19 protein-coding genes are annotated in these 20,078 nt (G+C 33.3%); 15 read left to right on the forward strand and 4 right to left on the reverse strand.

Going from position 1 to position 20,078, the window contains the following annotated elements; translation table 11 throughout:
• Positions 1-2: 2 nt before the first annotated feature.
• Together ABD011_RS06290 and ABD011_RS06295 are read left to right on the forward strand one after the other, a co-directional pair.
• Positions 3-1,133: a glycosyltransferase family 2 protein gene (locus ABD011_RS06290; RefSeq protein WP_343796690.1), complete on the forward strand. Its 1,131-nt coding sequence runs from the start codon at positions 3-5 to the stop codon at positions 1,131-1,133.
• Positions 1,134-1,190: 57 nt separating this feature from the next.
• Positions 1,191-2,513 (forward strand): dihydrolipoamide acetyltransferase family protein, encoded by a 1,323-nt coding sequence (locus tag ABD011_RS06295; protein ID WP_343796693.1) that lies wholly within the window; start codon positions 1,191-1,193, stop codon positions 2,511-2,513.
• Positions 2,514-2,568: 55 nt separating this feature from the next.
• On the opposite strand, the gene ABD011_RS06300 is transcribed toward ABD011_RS06295, so the two are convergent.
• Positions 2,569-3,879 carry a cryptochrome/photolyase family protein gene (locus ABD011_RS06300; RefSeq protein ID WP_425545552.1) on the reverse strand — a complete coding sequence of 437 codons (1,311 nt, stop codon included), beginning with the start codon at positions 3,877-3,879 and terminating at the stop codon, positions 2,569-2,571.
• Positions 3,880-4,011: 132 nt separating this feature from the next.
• On the opposite strand from ABD011_RS06300, the gene ABD011_RS06305 reads away from it, so the two are divergent.
• From ABD011_RS06305 to ftsY, 9 genes are all read left to right on the forward strand, one after another.
• Positions 4,012-4,788: an exonuclease domain-containing protein gene (locus ABD011_RS06305; RefSeq protein WP_343796695.1), complete on the forward strand. Its 777-nt coding sequence runs from the start codon at positions 4,012-4,014 to the stop codon at positions 4,786-4,788.
• A gap of 35 nt (positions 4,789-4,823) precedes the next feature.
• A complete protein-coding gene (locus ABD011_RS06310) occupies positions 4,824-5,726 on the forward strand; it encodes a carboxypeptidase-like regulatory domain-containing protein (protein WP_343796696.1) in 903 nt (300 codons plus the stop codon).
• A gap of 44 nt (positions 5,727-5,770) precedes the next feature.
• Complete coding sequence (locus tag ABD011_RS06315) at positions 5,771-6,382, forward strand: fumarylacetoacetate hydrolase family protein (RefSeq protein ID WP_129759015.1); 612 nt, start codon at positions 5,771-5,773, stop codon at positions 6,380-6,382.
• Complete coding sequence (locus ABD011_RS06320) at positions 6,383-6,724, forward strand: Hpt domain-containing protein (RefSeq protein WP_131505737.1); 342 nt, start codon at positions 6,383-6,385, stop codon at positions 6,722-6,724.
• Entirely contained in the window at positions 6,724-7,962 is a 1,239-nt protein-coding gene (locus ABD011_RS06325; protein ID WP_343796699.1) for a competence/damage-inducible protein A, read from the forward strand. Before ABD011_RS06320 ends, ABD011_RS06325 begins: the two co-directional genes overlap by 1 nt.
• Positions 7,963-8,051: 89 nt before the next feature.
• Positions 8,052-8,288 (forward strand): 50S ribosomal protein L28, encoded by a 237-nt coding sequence (gene rpmB / locus ABD011_RS06330; RefSeq protein ID WP_129759012.1) that lies wholly within the window; start codon positions 8,052-8,054, stop codon positions 8,286-8,288.
• A gap of 27 nt (positions 8,289-8,315) precedes the next feature.
• Complete coding sequence (gene rpmG / locus ABD011_RS06335) at positions 8,316-8,498, forward strand: 50S ribosomal protein L33 (protein ID WP_091426518.1); 183 nt, start codon at positions 8,316-8,318, stop codon at positions 8,496-8,498.
• Between the two features lie 7 nt (positions 8,499-8,505).
• Complete coding sequence (locus ABD011_RS06340; RefSeq protein WP_129759011.1) at positions 8,506-8,658, forward strand: DUF4295 domain-containing protein; 153 nt, start codon at positions 8,506-8,508, stop codon at positions 8,656-8,658.
• Positions 8,659-8,797: 139 nt separating this feature from the next.
• Positions 8,798-9,751 carry a signal recognition particle-docking protein FtsY gene (ftsY, locus tag ABD011_RS06345; protein ID WP_129759010.1) on the forward strand — a complete coding sequence of 318 codons (954 nt, stop codon included), beginning with the start codon at positions 8,798-8,800 and terminating at the stop codon, positions 9,749-9,751.
• 11 nt (positions 9,752-9,762) lie between these two features.
• Here ftsY and ABD011_RS06350 read toward each other — a convergent pair whose 3' ends face one another.
• Positions 9,763-11,946 carry a T9SS type B sorting domain-containing protein gene (locus ABD011_RS06350; RefSeq protein WP_343796706.1) on the reverse strand — a complete coding sequence of 728 codons (2,184 nt, stop codon included), beginning with the start codon at positions 11,944-11,946 and terminating at the stop codon, positions 9,763-9,765.
• A 140-nt stretch (positions 11,947-12,086) separates the two neighbouring features.
• Between ABD011_RS06350 and ABD011_RS06355 the strand changes: the two genes are divergently transcribed.
• On the forward strand, positions 12,087-13,742 hold the full coding sequence (locus ABD011_RS06355) for an amidase family protein (protein WP_343796707.1): 1,656 nt from the start codon (positions 12,087-12,089) through the stop codon (positions 13,740-13,742).
• Here ABD011_RS06355 and ABD011_RS06360 read toward each other — a convergent pair.
• Entirely contained in the window at positions 13,739-14,827 is a 1,089-nt protein-coding gene (locus ABD011_RS06360; protein WP_343796708.1) for a serine hydrolase domain-containing protein, read from the reverse strand. The genes ABD011_RS06355 and ABD011_RS06360 overlap by 4 nt on opposite strands.
• 116 nt (positions 14,828-14,943) lie before the next feature.
• On the opposite strand from ABD011_RS06360, the gene rimO reads away from it, so the two are divergent.
• Positions 14,944-16,248 carry a 30S ribosomal protein S12 methylthiotransferase RimO gene (gene rimO / locus ABD011_RS06365; protein ID WP_131505731.1) on the forward strand — a complete coding sequence of 435 codons (1,305 nt, stop codon included), beginning with the start codon at positions 14,944-14,946 and terminating at the stop codon, positions 16,246-16,248.
• A gap of 75 nt (positions 16,249-16,323) precedes the next feature.
• Here the strand turns inward: rimO and ABD011_RS06370 are convergent, their stop codons facing one another.
• Positions 16,324-16,662 carry a hypothetical protein gene (locus ABD011_RS06370; RefSeq protein WP_343796711.1) on the reverse strand — a complete coding sequence of 113 codons (339 nt, stop codon included), beginning with the start codon at positions 16,660-16,662 and terminating at the stop codon, positions 16,324-16,326.
• 209 nt (positions 16,663-16,871) lie between these two features.
• Here ABD011_RS06370 and bshC point away from each other — a divergent pair, with 209 nt between their 5' ends.
• Both bshC and guaA read left to right on the forward strand, forming a co-directional pair.
• On the forward strand, positions 16,872-18,473 hold the full coding sequence (bshC, locus tag ABD011_RS06375; protein ID WP_343796713.1) for a bacillithiol biosynthesis cysteine-adding enzyme BshC: 1,602 nt from the start codon (positions 16,872-16,874) through the stop codon (positions 18,471-18,473).
• 57 nt (positions 18,474-18,530) lie between these two features.
• Positions 18,531-20,066 (forward strand): glutamine-hydrolyzing GMP synthase, encoded by a 1,536-nt coding sequence (gene guaA / locus ABD011_RS06380; RefSeq protein ID WP_129759002.1) that lies wholly within the window; start codon positions 18,531-18,533, stop codon positions 20,064-20,066.
• The last annotated feature ends 12 nt before the right edge of the window (positions 20,067-20,078 follow it).

The raw sequence follows: 20,078 nt of genomic DNA on the forward strand, positions 1-20,078 counted from the left end.
TATTGAAATTATCAGTTGTCATATTAAACTATAATGTGCAATACTTTTTAGAATCCTGTTTAAAAAGTGTTCAAAAAGCTATTGATGGTATTGAAGCTGAAATAATTGTAGTAGATAACAACTCTAGTGATAGAAGTTGTGATATGGTAAAAACGCATTTTCCTGATGTTGTTTTAATAGAGAATAAAGAAAATTCAGGATTTTCCAAAGGAAATAATATTGGTGTATCACAAGCCAAAGGAGAGTACTTATGTATTTTAAATCCAGATACGATTGTTGCTGAAGACACATTTAAGATACTTTTAGAGTTTGCTAATGGCATTGAAAACTTAGGTGTTTTAGGTTGCAGGTTAGTAGATGGTACAGGTCACTTTTTACCAGAAAGCAAGCGAAACATCCCAAAACCCAATGTAGCGCTTAAAAAGCTGCTTGGTAAACCTCAATCGTATTATGCAACACAAATTGGAGAAGAAGCGATAGGTGAAGTTCCTATTTTTGTTGGTGCTTTTATGATATTGAAAAAAGAGGTGTATAAAGAAGTAGGTGGGTTTGATGAGGACTATTTTATGTATGGAGAAGATGTGGATTTATCATACAAAGTCCTAAAAGCTGGTTATGACAACTATTATAATGGTAACACTACTATTATTCATTATAAAGGTGAGAGCACATTAAAAGACCTTAACTATGCCAAGCGTTTTTATGGTGCAATGCAAATTTTTTACAAAAAGCATTTTAAAAGCAATTTTATATTCAATTCATTGGTTTGGTTAGGAATTAGAGGTGCTTATTTAATGCGATCTGAACCTATAGTTGCTAAGAACAGAATAGATAGTTATACATTAGTTTCTAAAGATATTCCTAGAGGTTTAAAAGAAGCTTTAAACAAACCTATTACACAGGTGATATCAATTGATACGGTTGAAGAGTATACCGAAATAATTTTTGATGCTGAATTTGTAACCTATAAATCTATAATTGAGCATATTTCAAATCCTGAAATTAATAATAAGGCATTTTTTAAGATTTTACCAAAAAATGCTAATTTTATCATCGGAAGCAATAGCTCTAAAAACAGAGGTGAGGTTATCCATTTTAAAAAAAGATTAATTGAAGAAACAACAATAGATTAGATGTTTTTTTATTAATTTTGCAAACGAAAAACCCAAAAACACTTTTTCATTATTAATATGGCAAAATTTGAATTAAAACTCCCTAAGATGGGAGAAAGCGTAGCAGAAGCAACAATAACATCTTGGTTAAAAGAAGTTGGTGATACTATTGAGGCTGATGAGGCTGTTCTTGAAATTGCTACAGATAAAGTGGATAGTGAAGTTCCAAGTGAAGTAGATGGTGTTTTAGTAGAAAAACTTTTCAATGCTGATGATGTTGTGCAAGTTGGTCAAACTATTGCTATTATTGAAACTGAAGGAGAAGTTTCAGCTGAGGCTCCTGCTGTAACTACTGAGCCTGTTAAAGAAGAGGCAGCTGAACAAGTAGCAGTTGCTGAAGTTGCAAAAACCGTTGAGGTTGCTAAAGAAACTGTAGCTCCTGTAGTATCTTCTGGAGACCGTTTTTATTCGCCATTAGTAAAAAATATGGCAAAACAAGAAGGTATTAGTCAAGCAGAATTAGATGCTATTCCTGGTACAGGAAAAGAAGGACGTGTCACCAAAAGTGATATGTTATCTTATATTGAAAATAGAGACTCACAACCTAAACCTGTTCAAGAAGTAGCTAAAGTAGCTCCAACGCAAAACAATGGAGTTGCACAACCAAAAGCTGCTCCAGTAGTAAGTAGTGGAGACGATGAGATTATTGAAATGACTAGAATGGGCAAATTAATTGCACATCATATGGTGGAGTCAGTACAAACTTCTGCTCACGTGCAAAGTTTTATTGAAGCTGATGTTACTAAAATATGGAACTGGAGAAAAAAGGTGAAAGATGCTTTCCTAAAGAGAGAAGGTGAAAATCTAACCTTTACACCAATTTTTATGGAAGCTGTGGCTAAAGCATTAAGAGATTTTCCTATGATGAATATTTCAGTTCAAGGCGATAGCATCATTAAGAAAAAACATATCAATTTAGGTATGGCAGCTGCATTACCAGATGGAAACCTTATTGTGCCAGTTATAAAAGATGCAGACCAACTTAACTTGGTTGGTATGACCAAAAAAGTAAATGACTTAGCAACTAGAGCAAGAGATAATAAATTAAAACCAGACGATATACAAGGAGGAACCTATACTGTAACTAATGTAGGAACCTTTGGTAGTATTATGGGAACACCAATAATTAATCAACCTCAAGTAGGTATTTTAGCACTAGGAGCTATCCGAAAAGTACCTGCAGTTGTTGAAACTCCTGAAGGTGATTTTATTGGAATTCGTTATAAAATGTTCCTATCGCACTCTTATGACCATAGAGTTGTAAATGGAGCGTTAGGAGGACAATTTGTTAAGGCTGTAAAAGATTATCTTGAAGCTTGGGATTCTAACAGAGAAATTTAAAATTCTATAAATCATATAAAAAAAGCACAATCCTAGATTGTGCTTTTTTTATGTCTTAAGTGTTATTTAGTCCTACTTTGTAGGTTTCAATAGCACGTTCTCTAGCGTCTTTATGTTCTACCATTGGTGGAGGATATTCTAAAGAGTTTAGTTCTGGAATCCACGAATTGATATAAGTTAATTTAGGGTCAAATTTCTTTATTTGTGTTGTGGGATTAAATACTCTAAAGTATGGAGCAGCATCACAACCAGTTCCTGCAGCCCATTGCCAATTGCCATTGTTTGAAGACAGTTCATAATCTAATAGCTTTTCAGCAAAATAGGCTTCTCCCCATTTCCAGTCAATTAATAAATGTTTACATAAAAAACCGGCAACAACCATTCTAACTCGATTGTGCATGTAGCCTGTAGCGTTCAATTCTCTCATGCCAGCATCAACCATTGGGTAACCTGTTTGTCCTTTTTTCCACTTTTCAAATTCTTCAGTATTGTTTCTCCATTTTATGTTATCATACTTGCTTTTAAAGTTTGAGTCCACAACTTTAGGAAAGTGAAAAAGAATTTGCATGAAAAATTCACGCCATATGAGTTCGTTTAAAAAGGCTTGATGTTTTAATGTTTTTTTAATAACCTTTCTAATACTAATAGTGCCAAATCTTAAATGAGGTGATAAATGGCTCGTTTGGTCTAAAGCTGGAAAATCTCTTACTTTTTTATAATCTTCTAGAGATTCTAAATCGTAGTCTTTAACTGTAATAGAAGAACGTTTAAAACCTAATTCAGATAGCGATGGTAGTTTAAAATCAGAATCTAAAAAATTAGTTTCAGAGTTTGAAGCGTAAGAATTTAAATGTTTAGTATTAAAATTTTCAAGCCACTTGTTTTTGTAAGGTGTGTAAACAGTGTAAGGTGTATTGTCGGCTTTTAATACTTCATTTTTTTCAAAAATAACCTGGTCTTTTAATAAGGTAAAGTTAACATCATGTTTTGCTAGCAATTGTTTAACGTTCTTATCTCTAGTAATAGCATAAGGTTCGTAATCTTCATTAGCAAAAACGGTTTGTACATCAAACGTATTTACAATCTCTTCCCATACTTTAATTGGATCTCCAACTTTGCAATACAAACTTTTTGAGTGCGATTTTAAGCTGTTGGATAGTTGGGTAAGTAAATTATGAATAAATGTAACTCTAGAGTCAGCTTCATCCAATTCTTCAATAATATTGGTGTCAAAAATAAAAACAGGAAGTACAGGATATTCGCTTTGTTGAGCTTTCCATAAGGCATGATTGTCTTCAAAGCGTAAATCTCTTCTAAACCAAAATAGTGTAACTTTTTCTTTGATAATTAATGTGTTAAATGCAATTTTGAATCATAAAATATCGTTTCAAAACTGTTTGTTGAGTATTAAAACGAATTTCGGTTAATTATTTGATAAAATCAAATACCGTACTCAAGGTTTGTTTTATCTCATTATCTTTGCCTAAAAATTAATAACATGCAGCTTAATCTTACAAAACCTATCTGTTTTTTTGACTTAGAAACTACTGGAATAAATATTTCTAGCGATAGGATTGTTGAAATTTCTATTCTTAAAGTATATCCTGATGGTAAAGAGGAAACCTACACCAAGCGTGTCAATCCAACAATTCCAATTCCGCCAGAAGTTACTAAAGTTCATGGAATTTCAGATGCTGATGTAGCCAATGCACCAACGTTTAAAGAAATTTCTAAAGAAGTACATAACCTTATTAAAGATGCCGATTTAGGAGGTTTTAACTCCAATAGGTTTGATATTCCATTATTAGCTGAAGAAATGCTTCGTGCTGATGTTGATTTTGATATGAAAGGAAGGGTTGCCATTGATGTGCAAACTATTTTTCATAAAATGGAACAACGTACTTTAAGTGCTGCATATAAGTTTTACTGTGATAAAAATTTAGAGGATGCGCATAGTGCCGAAGCTGATACTTTAGCTACATACGAAGTTTTAAAAGCTCAAGTTGCAAAATATGACGACTTAGAAAACGATACAAAGTTTTTAGCAGAGTTTAGTTCTCGTAAAAAGTTTGCAGATTTTGCAGGTTTTATTGCTTACAATAAAAAAGGAGAAGAATGCTTTTCTTTTGGAAAACATAAAGGTAAAACTGTTGAGGCTGTTCTTAATGATGAACCAGGTTATTTTGGTTGGTTGTTAAATGCCGATTTTCCTTTGTATACCAAAAAGGTGCTTACAGCTATTAAGTTAAGAGCGTTTAATAATAAGTTGAGCTAACTTTTAAGGAAAGACAGAAATCCCATTTTTATAAGATGAAGTTTTTAATATTTCTTTTTCCATTTTTTGTTTTATCTCAAGAGCAATTAGCAAAAGGAGTAGTAGTTGATAGTGATACGAATTTACCAATTCCTTATGTTAATATAAGTGTTCTTGAGTCTGAAATAGGAACTTCAAGCGATGAAGAAGGAAATTATACACTTACCATAGAGAATAATAACTTGCGTAAAAATGTTAAGTTGTCATCGTTGGGTTATAAAGACACTACACTTTTAGTATCTTCATTTTTAAAGGTTTCAAAGCTAGTTTTACAGCCTTTAAACGAGCAGCTAGACGAAGTTGTAATTTCAAAAAAGTTTGAAGAAAAAACTTTAGAAATTAATAAAATTACTGAAGACGATTTGTGCCAAGGCTTTAGTTCATCTTTTAGAAGCCCTTGGATATTAGCCTTATATTTTCCTTTTGAAGAGCATTATGAAAATACTGAGTACTTAAAGTCTGTTAGATTTCATTTTGGAAATTTTAAAAACAATAAAGCAAAGTTTAGACTTCGTTTGTACACTATAGGAAATGATGGTCTTCCGCAGAAAGATTTACTAAAAGAAAATGTAATGGTTACCTTAAAAAAGAAGCAAAAAACTGTAGATATAGATGTTTCTGATTACGCTATAATTTTTCCAAGAGAAGGATTATATGTGGCTTTTGAATGGTTATACATACCTTTTAATGAAGAGGAGGTTACATTTCATTTTGGTAAAAACAATAAAAAAAAGGAAAAACGTATAAGGCATAATCCTATAATTTCTGGTATTTGTGCAGAAGAAGGCAAATACAAAATGGCAGCATATATTTCTGGAGAGTGGAAAGTCCATTCTTCAAATAAATTTCAAAGTGATTTAAAAACTGTTCCAGCTATAACATTAACTTTGTCAAACTAATTAATAAAAATCCCTTCTCTTGTAGAGAGGGTTTGGTAGATGTTATGAAACTCATTTGCATAGGTCGAAATTATACCGACCATATAAAAGAACTAGAAAATGAAAAACCAACAGATCCTGTTGTGTTTTTAAAACCTGATACAGCAATTCTTTTAAAGAAACAGCCTTTTTTTATTCCAGATTTTTCCAACGATGTGCATCATGAAGTAGAAGTTTTGGTAAAAATTAATAAAGTTGGTAAGTATATTGATAAAAAATTTGCACATAAATATTATGACCAAATAGGTTTGGGAATAGACTTTACTGCTCGCGATTTACAAGCGCAATTAAAAGCCAAAGGATTACCTTGGGAGAAAGCCAAAGCCTTTGATGGAGCAGCAGTAGTAGGTAATTGGGTTGATAAACAGCAGTTTAAAGATGTTAATAATTTGTCCTTCACTTTAGAAAAAAATGGCGAAGTAGTACAAAAAGGCAACACAAACCTGATGCTGTGGAAAATTGATGAAATTATCGAATATGTGTCAAAATATTTTACTTTAAAGATTGGAGATATTATCTTTACGGGAACTCCATCAGGTGTTGGCAAGGTAATTGCAAACGATAAGCTTGATGGATTTTTGGAAAACAAACAAATGTTTTCAATAACTGTTAAATAAATGGAACAACATTATAAACTATTTAGAGTAAGAGAATTAGCAGGTGGTGACGAAGATTTTGTAAAGTCATTAGCCGAAGCTTTTCTCGAAGAAGTACCAGAAGATGCTGAGCGTTTAAAGAACGCTGTAGCAGATAATGACTATTATACTACTTACCAAGCAGCTCATAAAATGAAACCAACAGTAGATCTTTTTGAACTTGGTGTTTTACAAGATTTAATAACTGTGCAAGATTGGGGAAAGTTTGAAAAAACTGGAGACGATATTTCAAAAGAACTAGAGCTTGTTTTAAACGCTGTTGAAAATGCAACTGCCGAGTTAAAAACGGACTTCAACTTATAATGCAAGCAGAAATAATTACTATTGGTGATGAGATTCTCATCGGTCAGGTTATTGATACCAATTCAGCGTTTATTGCTGAACAATTAAATAAAATAGGAGTGTCTGTCTATCAAATTACTTCGGTTCAAGATGATAGAGCACACATTTTAAAATCTTTAGCCGAAGCTGAAGAAAATGCAGACATCATTATTATTACTGGTGGTTTAGGACCAACCAAAGACGATATTACAAAAAAAACTATTGCTGAATATTTTGATGACGAATTGGTCGAAGACCTTTCAGTTAGAAAAAATATCGAGTTTCTTTGGGAGCATTATATAAAAAAACCACTATCTCAGGTTAATATTGACCAAGCCTTAGTGCCTACCAAATCTAAAGTGCTAATGAATAAGTATGGTAGCGCTCCAGGAATGTGGTTGGAAAAAAACGGAAAAGTATTTGTTTCGCTTCCTGGTGTGCCTTTTGAAATGAAGGCATTAATTAAAGACGAAGTGATGCCAAGACTGAGAGAGCAGTTTCAATTTCCTTATATAAAGCACAAAACGGTTTTAACTAATGGGTTGGGAGAAAGTACTCTTGCAGAAAGAATTGAAGAATGGGAAGATAACTTACCTCAATTTTTAAAACTGGCTTATTTACCTAGTTTAGGTCGAGTACGTTTAAGATTGTCTGCCAAACATCAAAATAAAGAGTTGGTGGAAACCACTATACAAGAAGAAATTAATAAGTTATTACCACAAATAGAAGATATTTTTGTTGGCTTTGAAGATGAAGGCTTGCTAGAAGAAATTATAGGTAAGCATTTAGTAAAATTAAATAAAACCATTGCAACTGCTGAAAGTTGTACAGGAGGAAAAATTGCAGAATCGTTTACTGCAAATGCAGGAGCATCACAATATTTTAAAGGAAGCGTGGTAAGTTATGCTACTGAAGCTAAAATAAATGTATTAAAGATTGATGAAGCTTTAATTAAGAAGTACTCTGTGGTTAGTGCACAGGTTGCTGAAGCTATGGCAACTTCAGTTTTACAATTGTTTAATACCGATTATGCTATTGCTACAACAGGAAATGCAGGACCATCAAAAGGAGATGCTGATGCAGAAGTTGGAACAGTATTTATTGCAATAGCTACAAAAGACAAAGTATATTCTCAAGAATTTAACTTTGGAAACCATAGAACAAAAGTCATAAAAAAGGCGGTAAACAAAGCTTTTGAAATGATTCAAAAAGAAATTTAAAAAAAGTAACGATATTAGTTTGTTGATATTATAAAGATTTACTAAATTTGCAGCCTGTTTTAAAATAACAACATTTAAAGTTAGAAAGAATGTCAAGAGTTTGTGAACTTACTGGAAAGAAAGCGATGGTTGGAAACAATGTTTCTCACGCTATGAATAAAACTAAACGTAAATTTGATGCGAATTTAATCAAAAAGCGTTTTTATATTCCTGAAGAAGATAAATGGGTAACTTTAAGAGTTTCTACATCTGCGTTAAAAACTATCAATAAAATTGGTATCACAGCAGCATTAAAAGAAGCTAAAGCTAAAGGATTTTTAAAATAAAAGCATAACGCATAAAGATACGTTACAATGGCAAAGAAAGGTAATAGAATACAAGTGATATTAGAATGTACTGAGCACAAAGAGTCTGGACAACCAGGAACTTCTCGTTACATTACAACTAAGAACAAAAAGAATACGCCAGATAGAATGGAGATTAAAAAATTTAATCCTATCCTTAAGCGTATGACTATTCATAAAGAGATAAAATAATTGAATCATGGCAAAGAAAGCAGTAGCATCGTTACAAACAGGATCTAAAAGATTAACTAAAGCCATAAAGATGGTAAAATCACCAAAAACTGGAGCTTATATGTTCGTTGAGTCAGTTATGGCACCAGAATTTGTTGATGATTTTTTAAAGACAAAATAATTAAATAATCATATTTAATTCTATAACTGCTTTCATTTGAAAGCAGTTTTTTTATGTCTATATTTGACAGCCTATTATGACAGAATAGCAGTATTTATTTTAGGCTAGATTTTTGCATAGACATTACAAATTTTAGGTCATGAGTTTTTTTAAAAAAATATTTTCTTCTGAAAAAAAAGAAACCTTAAACAAAGGTCTCGAAAAATCCAACACTAGTTTTTTTGGTAAGCTAAGTAAAGCAGTTGCCGGAAAATCTAAAGTTGATGATGAAGTTTTAGATAATCTAGAAGAGGTTTTAGTATCAAGTGATGTTGGTGTTAATACCACACTTAAGGTTATTGAACGTATTGAAGCTCGTGTAGCTAAAGATAAATACTTAGGTACTGATGAGTTAAATAAAATTCTTCGCGAGGAAATTGCTGGTTTGCTAAGTGAAACCAACTCAGGTGAAGAAACTGATTTTGTAATACCAAGCGATAAAAAACCTTATGTGTTAATGGTAGTAGGAGTTAATGGTGTTGGTAAAACAACAACCATTGGTAAGTTAGCCTATCAGTTTAAAAAGCAAGGATTAAAAGTAGTACTTGGTGCTGCTGACACCTTTAGAGCTGCTGCAATTGATCAACTTCAGGTTTGGGCAGATCGTGTAGATGTGCCTATGGTAAGACAAGACATGGGAAGTGATCCTGCTTCTGTAGCTTTTGATGCATTGCAGTCTGGTGTTAACCAAAATGCTGATGTTATCATTATTGATACTGCAGGACGTTTGCATAATAAAGTCAATTTAATGAATGAGCTGACTAAAGTAAAACGTGTAATGCAAAAAGTAGTTGGTGATGCACCACACGATGTGCTTTTGGTTTTAGATGGTTCTACAGGTCAAAATGCTTTTGAGCAAGCTAAACAATTTACAGCAGCAACCGAAGTAACATCATTGGCAGTAACTAAGTTAGATGGTACAGCTAAAGGTGGTGTGGTAATTGGTATTTCTGACCAATTTCAAATCCCAGTAAAATATATTGGAGTAGGAGAAGGTATTGAAGACTTACAAGTATTTAATAAATATGAGTTTGTCGATTCGTTCTTTAAATAATTATAGACTTTTTATCTTTTTAAAGTAAAATGTCCTTTATATGTTTTACCATTCTCTCTTGTAACGACAAACCAATAGTCATTAGTTGGCATTAATTTGCCATTGTATGTACCATCCCAACGAGACGTCGCGTTTAGGTGTTTTAAAAATTTTCCGTATCTGTCAAAAATTTTTATGGTCATTGATGGTTCTATGTAATAATTATTTATGTACCAATAATCATTTATGCCATCATTATTTGGTGTAAAAAACTTTGGATAGTTTATTATATATGCTTCTTCCATAGTGAGTCCACAACCATACTTATCCCTTACATAAACAATATATTCACCTGGAGTTAAGTTCGTAAACACATTATTGTCTTGGAAATTGATATTGTCTAAAGAGTACTCATAATCACCAATGCTGGTATCAGATAGAATAACAGTTATTGTGTTGTTATTACTTGTCCAATCTTGTATTTCAATAGAGGTTATAATTGCAGCGTTAGATGGCAATACTTCAAATTCTTTTGTAGAATTACAGATGTATGAGCCATAGTCTTTTTCTACTGTTACCCAATAACTGCCAATGTCGTCATAGGTTAAAGAAATAGATTGAGTTGTTTCTCCATTAGACCATAAATAGCTGTTAAACCCTTCTCCAGCATTTATAGTGATATATGCTTCGTTTTCACAAATGCTTAAGATATCTTCAATTGGTATAATGGGTGTTTCTCCAAATTCTAAGGAGATTTCAGCAATTTGATAGCAATTGTCAGAAGAATCTACTCTTACGTAAATTATATGTTGATCTAAAGTATATTCATAAATATCAGGATTTGCTATGTATCCATCTTCATCAAAGTTTTCGGCATCGGAATGCGTAAGAAAGTAGCTAAAAATACAATCGTTACAATTAGTAATTTCAGACTCATATAGTGTCAAGTCTATTTCTTCAATATTGTCATTATTTGTATCGCATACAATATCAGTAACATTATTAAGCATTAATGTTGGGAATACAATTTCTATTGTAACAGAAAAGCGTTCATCACTCTCGCATCCAGTATATGATAATTTACTGGCATAGTATGTTGAGCCATTTATTAGCAAAGTTGTTTCAGGTAAAGGATTTCCTCCTGATGCTTCGCTGTACCATATTGCAGAATCACTCACTTCAATATCATTAATAGTTGCATTTTGAGTTATGCAAAAAACTTGTTCTGTTTCACCATTAAGAGCCTCAGGTGTTTCTATAATTTCTATATAAAATTCATCAGATACAATTCGGCAATTTTCTGTATTAATATTGGAGCCATTAGCAGCTGTTAATCTATACAAAAAAATGCCAGGTGTGCTTGTGTCTGTATATGTATAGTTAGTATAAGTTTCTCCACTAATATCAGTCCAATTAATACCAAAGTCATTAGAGAACTGCCATTGATATTGTGGGTTATCGTAACCAGAAGAAACATTAGCTTCTAAGTTATAACTTACAATTTCATCCTGACATACACTTAATGAGTTACTTAAGCTTCCGTCAATAGAGGTAATGATATCAGGCCCACAAGGTCTAAAGCTTATGTCGTCCAATGCAATATCATTACCAGGATGTGCGCTTGGAGCTGAGTTTAATATTGTAATAACAACTTCGGTATCTGCTTCTAATGTAAAGAAAAATCCATATTGAATCCATACGCCTGAAGAAGATTGAGCGATATCTCCTGTGTTGTAAGTTCCTAAAACATTACCAGAAGTATCACTAATTCTAAAGGTGACATCTGGATGGTATTGATCTGTGCCAATAGACGGATTCATAATATTCATTAACCAAGCAGAGAATTCATAAGTAGTATCAGCGCAAAGTCCGCTAACTGTTTTAGTGTAAAAAACACCTTCGCTAGCCAAAACAGCACTATTAATAATCATCATATAACCATTTGTGTTACCTGTATGATCTGTAGTCACATGCCATGCATTACCCTTTAATCCACTTGTTGTATTGTGTATAGTATACTCTCCTTCGTCGAGCTCTCCAGAAGCAACATAAGTAAACGCAGTAACCGAATTTCCTAAGGCATCTCCTCGTCCTTGACCAGAACCAAAATCAATTGAAACAACAGGATCTCCAAGGTTGCCTTCACATAATTGAGCATTGATAAGCTGATTTACAGAGAGAACAATTAAAATTGAAAATAAATAGTTTTTAAACAAAATATAATAGTAATTAACAGATTAAATTATGTGATATAACTTTTAGATGATAGTTAGAATAAAAACTTGTGCAATCATTTATTTTTTTAAGATAATTTAAGATTAAAGTGTTTTTGTATTTTTATTAAAAAATAGAAGTCATGAGAATAATACTTTCCCTTATTGCGCTTTGTATGATTTTATCGTGTAAAGAGTCAAAGTCTAATGTTGAAACAGATAAAAAGCCATCAACTGATATTAGTGACATTTCCACAAAAGAGTTTAGAGAATTTAAGGTCTTAGATTCAAAACACATTAACACTACTGAACTTTGGGAGGTTTTCAATACAGAGTTAGAAGATTTTACTGAAGCTACTTACAATAGTCTAAAACCTTTTGTTCTTGAACAGGATATTCCAACATTGCATAATAATGTGCAAGAAGGAAAGTTAACTTATGAGCTTTTAACTAAGTTTTATTTATATCGCATTAGAGCATTTGATAGAGAAAACAAATTATCTCTCAACTCAGTAATAGCATTAAATCCTAATGTAATTGCTGAGGCTAAAGCTAAAGACGAGCAACTAAAAAACATGGACATTACAGAGCAATTTAATTTCACAGTTTATGGTATGCCAATTCTTTTAAAAGACAATATTAATGCATCAGGAATGCCTACTACAGCAGGAGCAGTTGCACTTCAAAACAATACTACTGAAGATGCTTTTATTGTTTCGCAATTAAAGCATGAAGGTGCGCTTATTTTAGGGAAGGCTAACCTTAGTGAATGGGCTTATTTTTTCTGTGGTGATTGTCCAAGTGGTTATAGTGCTATTGGAGGTCAAACCTTAAACCCTTATGGACGAAAAATTATTGACACTGGAGGTTCAAGCTCAGGAAGTGGAGTAGCTGTAGCAGCTAATTTTTGTGTAGCTGCAGTTGGTAGTGAAACTTCAGGATCAATTTTATCACCTTCAAGTCAAAACTCTATTGTAGGCTTAAAACCGACTATTGGTTTATTGAGTCGTAGTGGTATTGTTCCAATTTCTTCAACATTGGATACTCCAGGACCAATGACCAAAAATGTTATAGATAATGCCATTTTACTTGCTGCTATGTATGGTTTTGATGAAGCAGATGATAAGTCGCTTACTCTAAAATGGCCTAAAGCGTATTATGTTGATAGTGATTTTAATAAAGATGATTTAAAAGGAAAACGTTTTGGTGCATTTAAACGATTAATGGAAGATTCTCTTTACGTCAATGCACTTTCAGTTTTAAAAGCTCAAGGAGCTGAAATAATTGAAATTGAAGAAGAAGAGGTTGAGCTGCCTAATTTTATTCGCTTGTTGAATTTAGACATGAAAGCCGATTTGCCAACATATTTATCAACGTCTGCCAATGCAAATGTTGGTGTTGAATCAGTGCAAGATGTTATCGAGTTTAACAAGAAAGACTCTATAAACACAATGCCTTATGGACAAAAATTATTTGAAGGTATTGTTGCTGACTCTGCTACTGATAGTGAATTTGAAAGTATAAAAGCAACGCTAAAAACTAATGGTAAACTGTATTTTGATGTACCAAAAAAAGCACACGATCTTGACGGTTTTTTATCAATAAACAACTATCATGCAGGTTTTGCTGCTGTTGCTGAATATCCTGCTTTAACAGTGCCAATGGGTTATACTAACGATGGTGTTCCAAAAGGATTAACCTTTATAAGTACACCATTATCAGAAAAAAACTTATTAAGTTGGGCTTATGTTTATGAAGTGGCTTCAAAAAAGAGAGTTGCTCCAAAAAACTATAACTAGTTAGTTACAGCATTGATTTTTTCCCAAAGGTCATTATCAAAACTAGAGAGTGCAAAATTAGCTTCATCAGCTTCATTTCCCATACGTATAACTACCAGTTTTTTACTTGGTACAACATATACTTTTTGGTCGTTTAAACCTAAGCCTGCAACCATGTCGCTTGGAGCATTAGGAACCAGTTCTCCTGAAAACTCTAGCTGACTTTGTGGTAAGTGATATGAAGTTTTTCCGTTAAGCCACCAAAGGTAACCATAGGCTTTGTTAATGTCTTGAGAGGTATTTGTCGATTCGGAAATGTAATTCTCTGATACTATTTGTTGGTCTTCCCATTTGCCATTTGCGTAAATCATTAATCCAAACCTTGCCATACTTCTAGTGTCACTCCAGTAGACACTAAGACTGTTCAAATTAGTCCAAAAACCATTCATCCCAATTCTGTTTTTCAACTTATCGTTAAAATAATCATTCCATGTTTGTCCACTCGCTTCAGCAACCACATCTTGCATTTTTACATATACATTATGGTAAGCCCAGCGTGTACCAGCATCAGCAGTGTATTGTAGGTTTTCAGGAGAAACATCATCGCCTGTTGTATCGTCCAAACCACTACTCATTGATAGTAAATGTTTACAAGTAATTAGGTTTTCTTTTTCAAGAGAAGCACTCGTCCAACCTGTACCTAAATAATCAGACACTTTTGCATTAATATTTAGTAAACCTTCTTCTTGTGCAATTCCTGAAACCGTTGCAGTTAAGGTTTTTCCTGCACTTGCCCAATACCAATTGGTAGTACTAGAATGCTCGTTCATATAAGCTTCGAGAGCAATTTTTCCGTTGTGTAGTATTATAAAACTCTTGGTGTTTTTTTCTTCTAAAAAATCAAGAAGTGGTTGTATTTCATTTTCATTCCATTCCAATTCCGAAGGACTAACCGTTTCCCAAGGGTTATCAGTACTTGTAATTAATGGCGGAAAATAAATTTCATTAACAGGAGTTTGGTCTTCAGGACTGTCATCAGTGGCATCATCAGAGGATGAACAATTATAAAAACCTATTAAAACAAAGAGGCAAAAAAGGTATTTCATAATAAAAGCTTTGTATTTAAGACCATTAAATATACTAAAGGTTTAAATTAGATTGTATCTTTGCGGACTAAAAAAGAAGTAAAGTATAAAAGATTCCCGCTTTCGCGGAAATACATATGAGAACGAAATCGCTTAAAAAGAACAGAATTAATGTAGTAACACTTGGTTGCAGTAAAAACGTGTACGATAGCGAAGTGTTAATGGGACAGCTAAAAGCTAGTGGTAAAGATGTGGTGCATGAGCAAGAAGGTAACGTAGTTGTTATCAATACCTGCGGATTTATCAACAATGCAAAGGAAGAAAGCGTGAATACCATTTTGGAATTTATGCAAAAAAAGGAAGCTGGCGAAGTTGACAAAGTATTTGTTACAGGCTGTTTGAGCGAACGTTATAAACCAGACTTACAAAAGGAAATTCCTAATGTTGACCAATATTTTGGCACTACCGAATTACCTCATTTATTAAAAGCACTTGGTGCCGATTATAAGCATGAATTAATTGGTGAGCGTTTAACAACCACACCAAAAAACTATGCCTATTTAAAAATTGCTGAAGGTTGCGATAGACCTTGTAGTTTTTGTGCTATTCCATTAATGCGTGGAAAACACAAGAGTACACCTATTGAGGATTTAGTAACCGAAGCTGAAAAACTTGCAGCCAATGGTGTTAAAGAATTGATACTTATTGCTCAAGATTTAACTTACTACGGACTGGACTTATACAAAAAACGTAATCTAGCCGAATTGCTAGAACACCTTGTAAAAGTGGATGGTATTGAGTGGATACGTTTACACTATGCATTTCCAACTGGTTTCCCAATGGATGTGCTGGAGGTTATGAACAGAGAACCAAAAATTTGTAACTATCTAGATATACCATTACAACATATTTCTGATGCTATTTTAAAAAGTATGCGTCGTGGTACTACCAAAGAAAAAACCACAAAGCTGCTTAAAGAATTTAGAAAAGCAGTACCAGGAATGACTATTAGAACCACTCTTATTGTTGGATATCCTGGAGAAACCGAAGACGATTTTGAAACTCTAAGAGATTGGGTTAAGGAGATGCGTTTTGAGCGTTTAGGTTGTTTTACTTACTCGCATGAAGAAAATACACATGCTTACAACCTAGAAGATGATGTGCCTGAAGATGTGAAAATTGACAGAGCAAACCAGATTATGGAAATACAATCGCAAATTTCTTGGGAGTTGAACCAAGAAAAGATAGGACAGGAGTTTAAAGTGGTTATCGATAGAAAAGAAGGTAATTACTTTGTAGGTAGAACAGAGTTTGACTCACCAGATGTTGACAACGAAGTACTTATTGATGCCAGCACAACCTATTTAAAAACAGGCGAGTTTGCAACCGTAAAAATTATTGAAGCTGAAGATTTTGACCTTTATGCTGAGGTTGTGGGTTAGGGAGTAGTAGTCTTTTTATTCATTAACATAATGCTCTATAGTATTCAAGAGTTGTTTTTTTATTAAAAGATTATCTTATTTTCGTCGAATAGTATAGGAGTTAAATCCTTTTGTAGCATTCATTTGTTGATACCAAAAAAGAATAGGAATTACAACACTTACAGTTCCAATAATTCCAAATAAACTCCATAATACTATGGTAGATGCAATACCAATTCCAACTCCAATAAGAATTAAGACATTATTAGGTTCTGCTTGTATGTCATTTACATGTTTCTTTTCAATCTTTCCGCAATTTTGACAATTCACATTAAACTCATCTCCTTTTTCCATTTGTAAATCTGGTCTAGTTGGAGCGTTAGACTTTATTTTAATATCCTTTTTACAAGATTGACAACGAGTAACTAATTTCATGTTTAATTTTTATGTTTAATGGGTTGGTTAATATTTGGTTGGTTTTTAATAATAATAGTTATTCAACTAATTTCGACTATTTTTCTAACAAACCCAATAAAAAAAGTAAAGCGGTATTCGTTTTGGGTATAAAAAACACTTCTTAACTTAATTTTTAGATTCTAAAAAATGGAATAACTGTATATTTACACTTCAATTGAATTGTATTTATGCCAACTGACTGTATTCCGTTTAGAGATACCCATTATTTTTCAGGTCTAATTTGTGACTATTTAGAGGAGCAAGAGCCTTTAAAACCGTTTTATAACCGATTTCCGAAGCTAGAAAATTTCAAAGCGCAAATCGATGAAAAGAGGTTGTCGGTTTCATCTCAATCGAGAACTGTTTTAGTGAAAGCTCTGCAATCTCAGTATGAAAATGTTTCAACATCTCAGTTAACAAAACAGAACATTCAGTTACTTGAGCACGATAATACATTTACAATTACTACAGGTCATCAGCTTAATTTGTTTACAGGACCACTTTATTTTTTCTATAAAATCATTTCAACTATCAATTTGTGTAAGGACTTGAAACAACAATTTCCTGAGCAGCATTTTGTGCCTATATATTGGATGGCAAGTGAAGATCATGATTTTGAAGAAATAAACTATTTCAATTTTAAAGGAAAAAAGGTACAGTGGAACAGAACAGCATCAGGAGTTGTAGGCGAATTGGATTTAGACGATTTAGACCATGTTTTTGAAGCGTTTGCAAGTCAGTTGAACACGTCGTCCAATGCTGAAACCTTAAAGCAATTATTCAAAGAAGCCTATTTAGAGCATCAAGATTTAACCCAAGCGATGCGTTATTTGGTGAATGCTTTGTTTAAGGAGTATGGACTTGTAATTGTAGATGGAAATGATGCAGCGCTAAAGCGATTGTTTATTCCTTATATAGAAACAGAACTTACGCAGCAAACCTCTTTTGCTAAGGTAACTTTGGCTAATGAGCAGTTGAATGCTTTGGATGGCAATTATAAAATTCAAGTTAATCCAAGAGAGATTAATCTGTTTTACATTAAACAAGGTTTAAGAGAGCGAATTGTGGAGCAAGAAGGCGTTTTTAGAGTTCACAATTCTAACATTACATGGAACCAAACCGAAATATTACAAGAGCTTAACGAGTTTCCTGAGCGTTTTTCGCCAAACGTTATTATGCGACCGTTATACCAAGAAGTTATTTTGCCTAATCTTTGTTACATTGGTGGAGGCGGAGAGTTAGCGTATTGGTTACAGCTCAAATTAAATTTTGAAGCGCAAAACGTTGTGTTTCCAATGTTGTTGTTGCGTAACTCAGTATTGATAACTACCGAAAAGCAAAAAGAAAAGCTTAAAAAGCTTGATGTTTCTGTAACCGATTTGTTTTTAAATCAAGACGATTTAATGACAAAAGTGACCAAAGCTATTTCGAAAGTAGCTATCGATTTTTCTTCACAAAAAACACATTTACAACAACAGTTTGAAGCCCTGTATGCATTAGCTGAAGCAACTGACAAATCGTTTAAAGGTGCAGTTGCAGCACAAGAGCGTAAACAAATAAAAGGTCTTGAGAATTTAGAAAAGCGATTGCTTAAAGCCCAAAAACGAAAACTAAACGACCACTTAGAGCGTGTAAAGGAAATTCAAAATGAATTATTTCCTAATCATAGTTTACAAGAGCGTAACATGAACTTTTCTGAATTTTACTTAGAATACGGAAACACATTTATTTCAAAACTAATAAGCGAATTGCAACCATTAAAAGGTGAGTTTTTGATCCTTGAATTTTAGTTGAAAAAAAACTTGGTTTCCTAAAACGAAATTCTAAAAACCTTGTTACTTTTGCACATGCAACACAACAAAGTACTTATTTTAGATTTCGGTTCGCAATACACACAACTTATTGCGCGTCGCGTTAGAGAGTTGAATATCTACTGTGAAATTCATCCATTCAACAAAATTCCAACTGATTTAGACAGTTTTAAATCTGTAATTCTTTCAGGAAGTCCAAACTCTGTGAGAGGAGAAGATGTTCTACATCCTGACCTTTCAGAAATTAGAGGAAAAAAACCACTTCTGGCAGTATGCTATGGTGCGCAATATTTGGCTCATTTTTCTGGAGGAGAAGTAGCGCCTTCTAACACTAGGGAATATGGAAGAGCAAATTTAAGTTTCGTTAAAGACAATGAAGCTTTCTTTTCAGGAATATCAAAAGGAAGTCAGGTTTGGATGAGTCATAGCGACACTATAAAGCAATTGCCAACAAATGGTGTTTTATTAGCTAGTACACACGATGTAGAAAATGCGGCTTATAAAATTGAAGGAGAACAAACCTACGCTATTCAATTTCACCCTGAAGTATATCACAGTACAGATGGGAAACAGTTATTAGAAAATTTCTTAGTAACTATAGCTAATGTTGAACAAGATTGGACACCTCAATCGTTTGTTGAAGAGACAGTTGATGCACTTAAAGCGCAGTTAGGTAATGATAAAGTTGTACTAGGACTTTCAGGAGGAGTAGACTCTTCGGTAGCTGCAATTTTATTACACAAAGCCATAGGTAAAAACCTGTATTGCATTTTTGTAAACAACGGATTGCTACGTAAAAACGAGTTTGAAAGTGTACTTAAGCAATACGAAGGCATGGGACTTAATGTAAAAGGCGTTGATGCTTCGGCACGCTTTTTGGATGCTTTGGAAGATGTAAGCGATCCTGAGCTTAAACGTAAAGCTATTGGTCGCGTGTTCATTGAAGTTTTTGATGATGAAGCACATCTTATTGAAGATGTAAAATGGTTAGCGCAAGGGACTATTTATCCTGATGTTATAGAAAGTGTTTCTGCTACAGGAGGTCCAAGTGCAACAATTAAAAGTCATCATAATGTTGGAGGATTACCAGATTTTATGAAGCTAAAAATAGTAGAGCCATTAAAAGCTTTATTTAAGGATGAGGTTCGTCGTGTAGGTGCTTCAATGGGAATGGATAAAGATATTTTAGGTCGTCATCCTTTTCCAGGTCCAGGATTAGCAATTCGTATTTTAGGAAGTCTAAACAGAGAAAATGTTCGTATATTACAAGAGGTAGACGCTATTTTTATAGATAATCTTAAAGCTTGGGATTTATACGATAAGGTATGGCAAGCAGGTGCAATCTTGTTACCTGTAAACAGTGTAGGTGTTATGGGAGATGAGCGTACATACGAAAAATGTGTTGCGCTAAGAGCTGTAGAAAGTACTGACGGTATGACTGCCGACTGGGTAAATTTACCTTATGAGTTTTTACAAAAAACTTCTAATGAAATAATAAACAAAGTAAAAGGCGTTAATAGAGTAGTATACGATATTAGTTCAAAACCGCCTGCTACTATTGAATGGGAATAACAACGTCCTGCT

The organism is Gaetbulibacter jejuensis, from assembly GCF_039524015.1.
GTDB classification, from domain to species: Bacteria; Bacteroidota; Bacteroidia; order Flavobacteriales; family Flavobacteriaceae; genus Gaetbulibacter_B; species Gaetbulibacter_B jejuensis.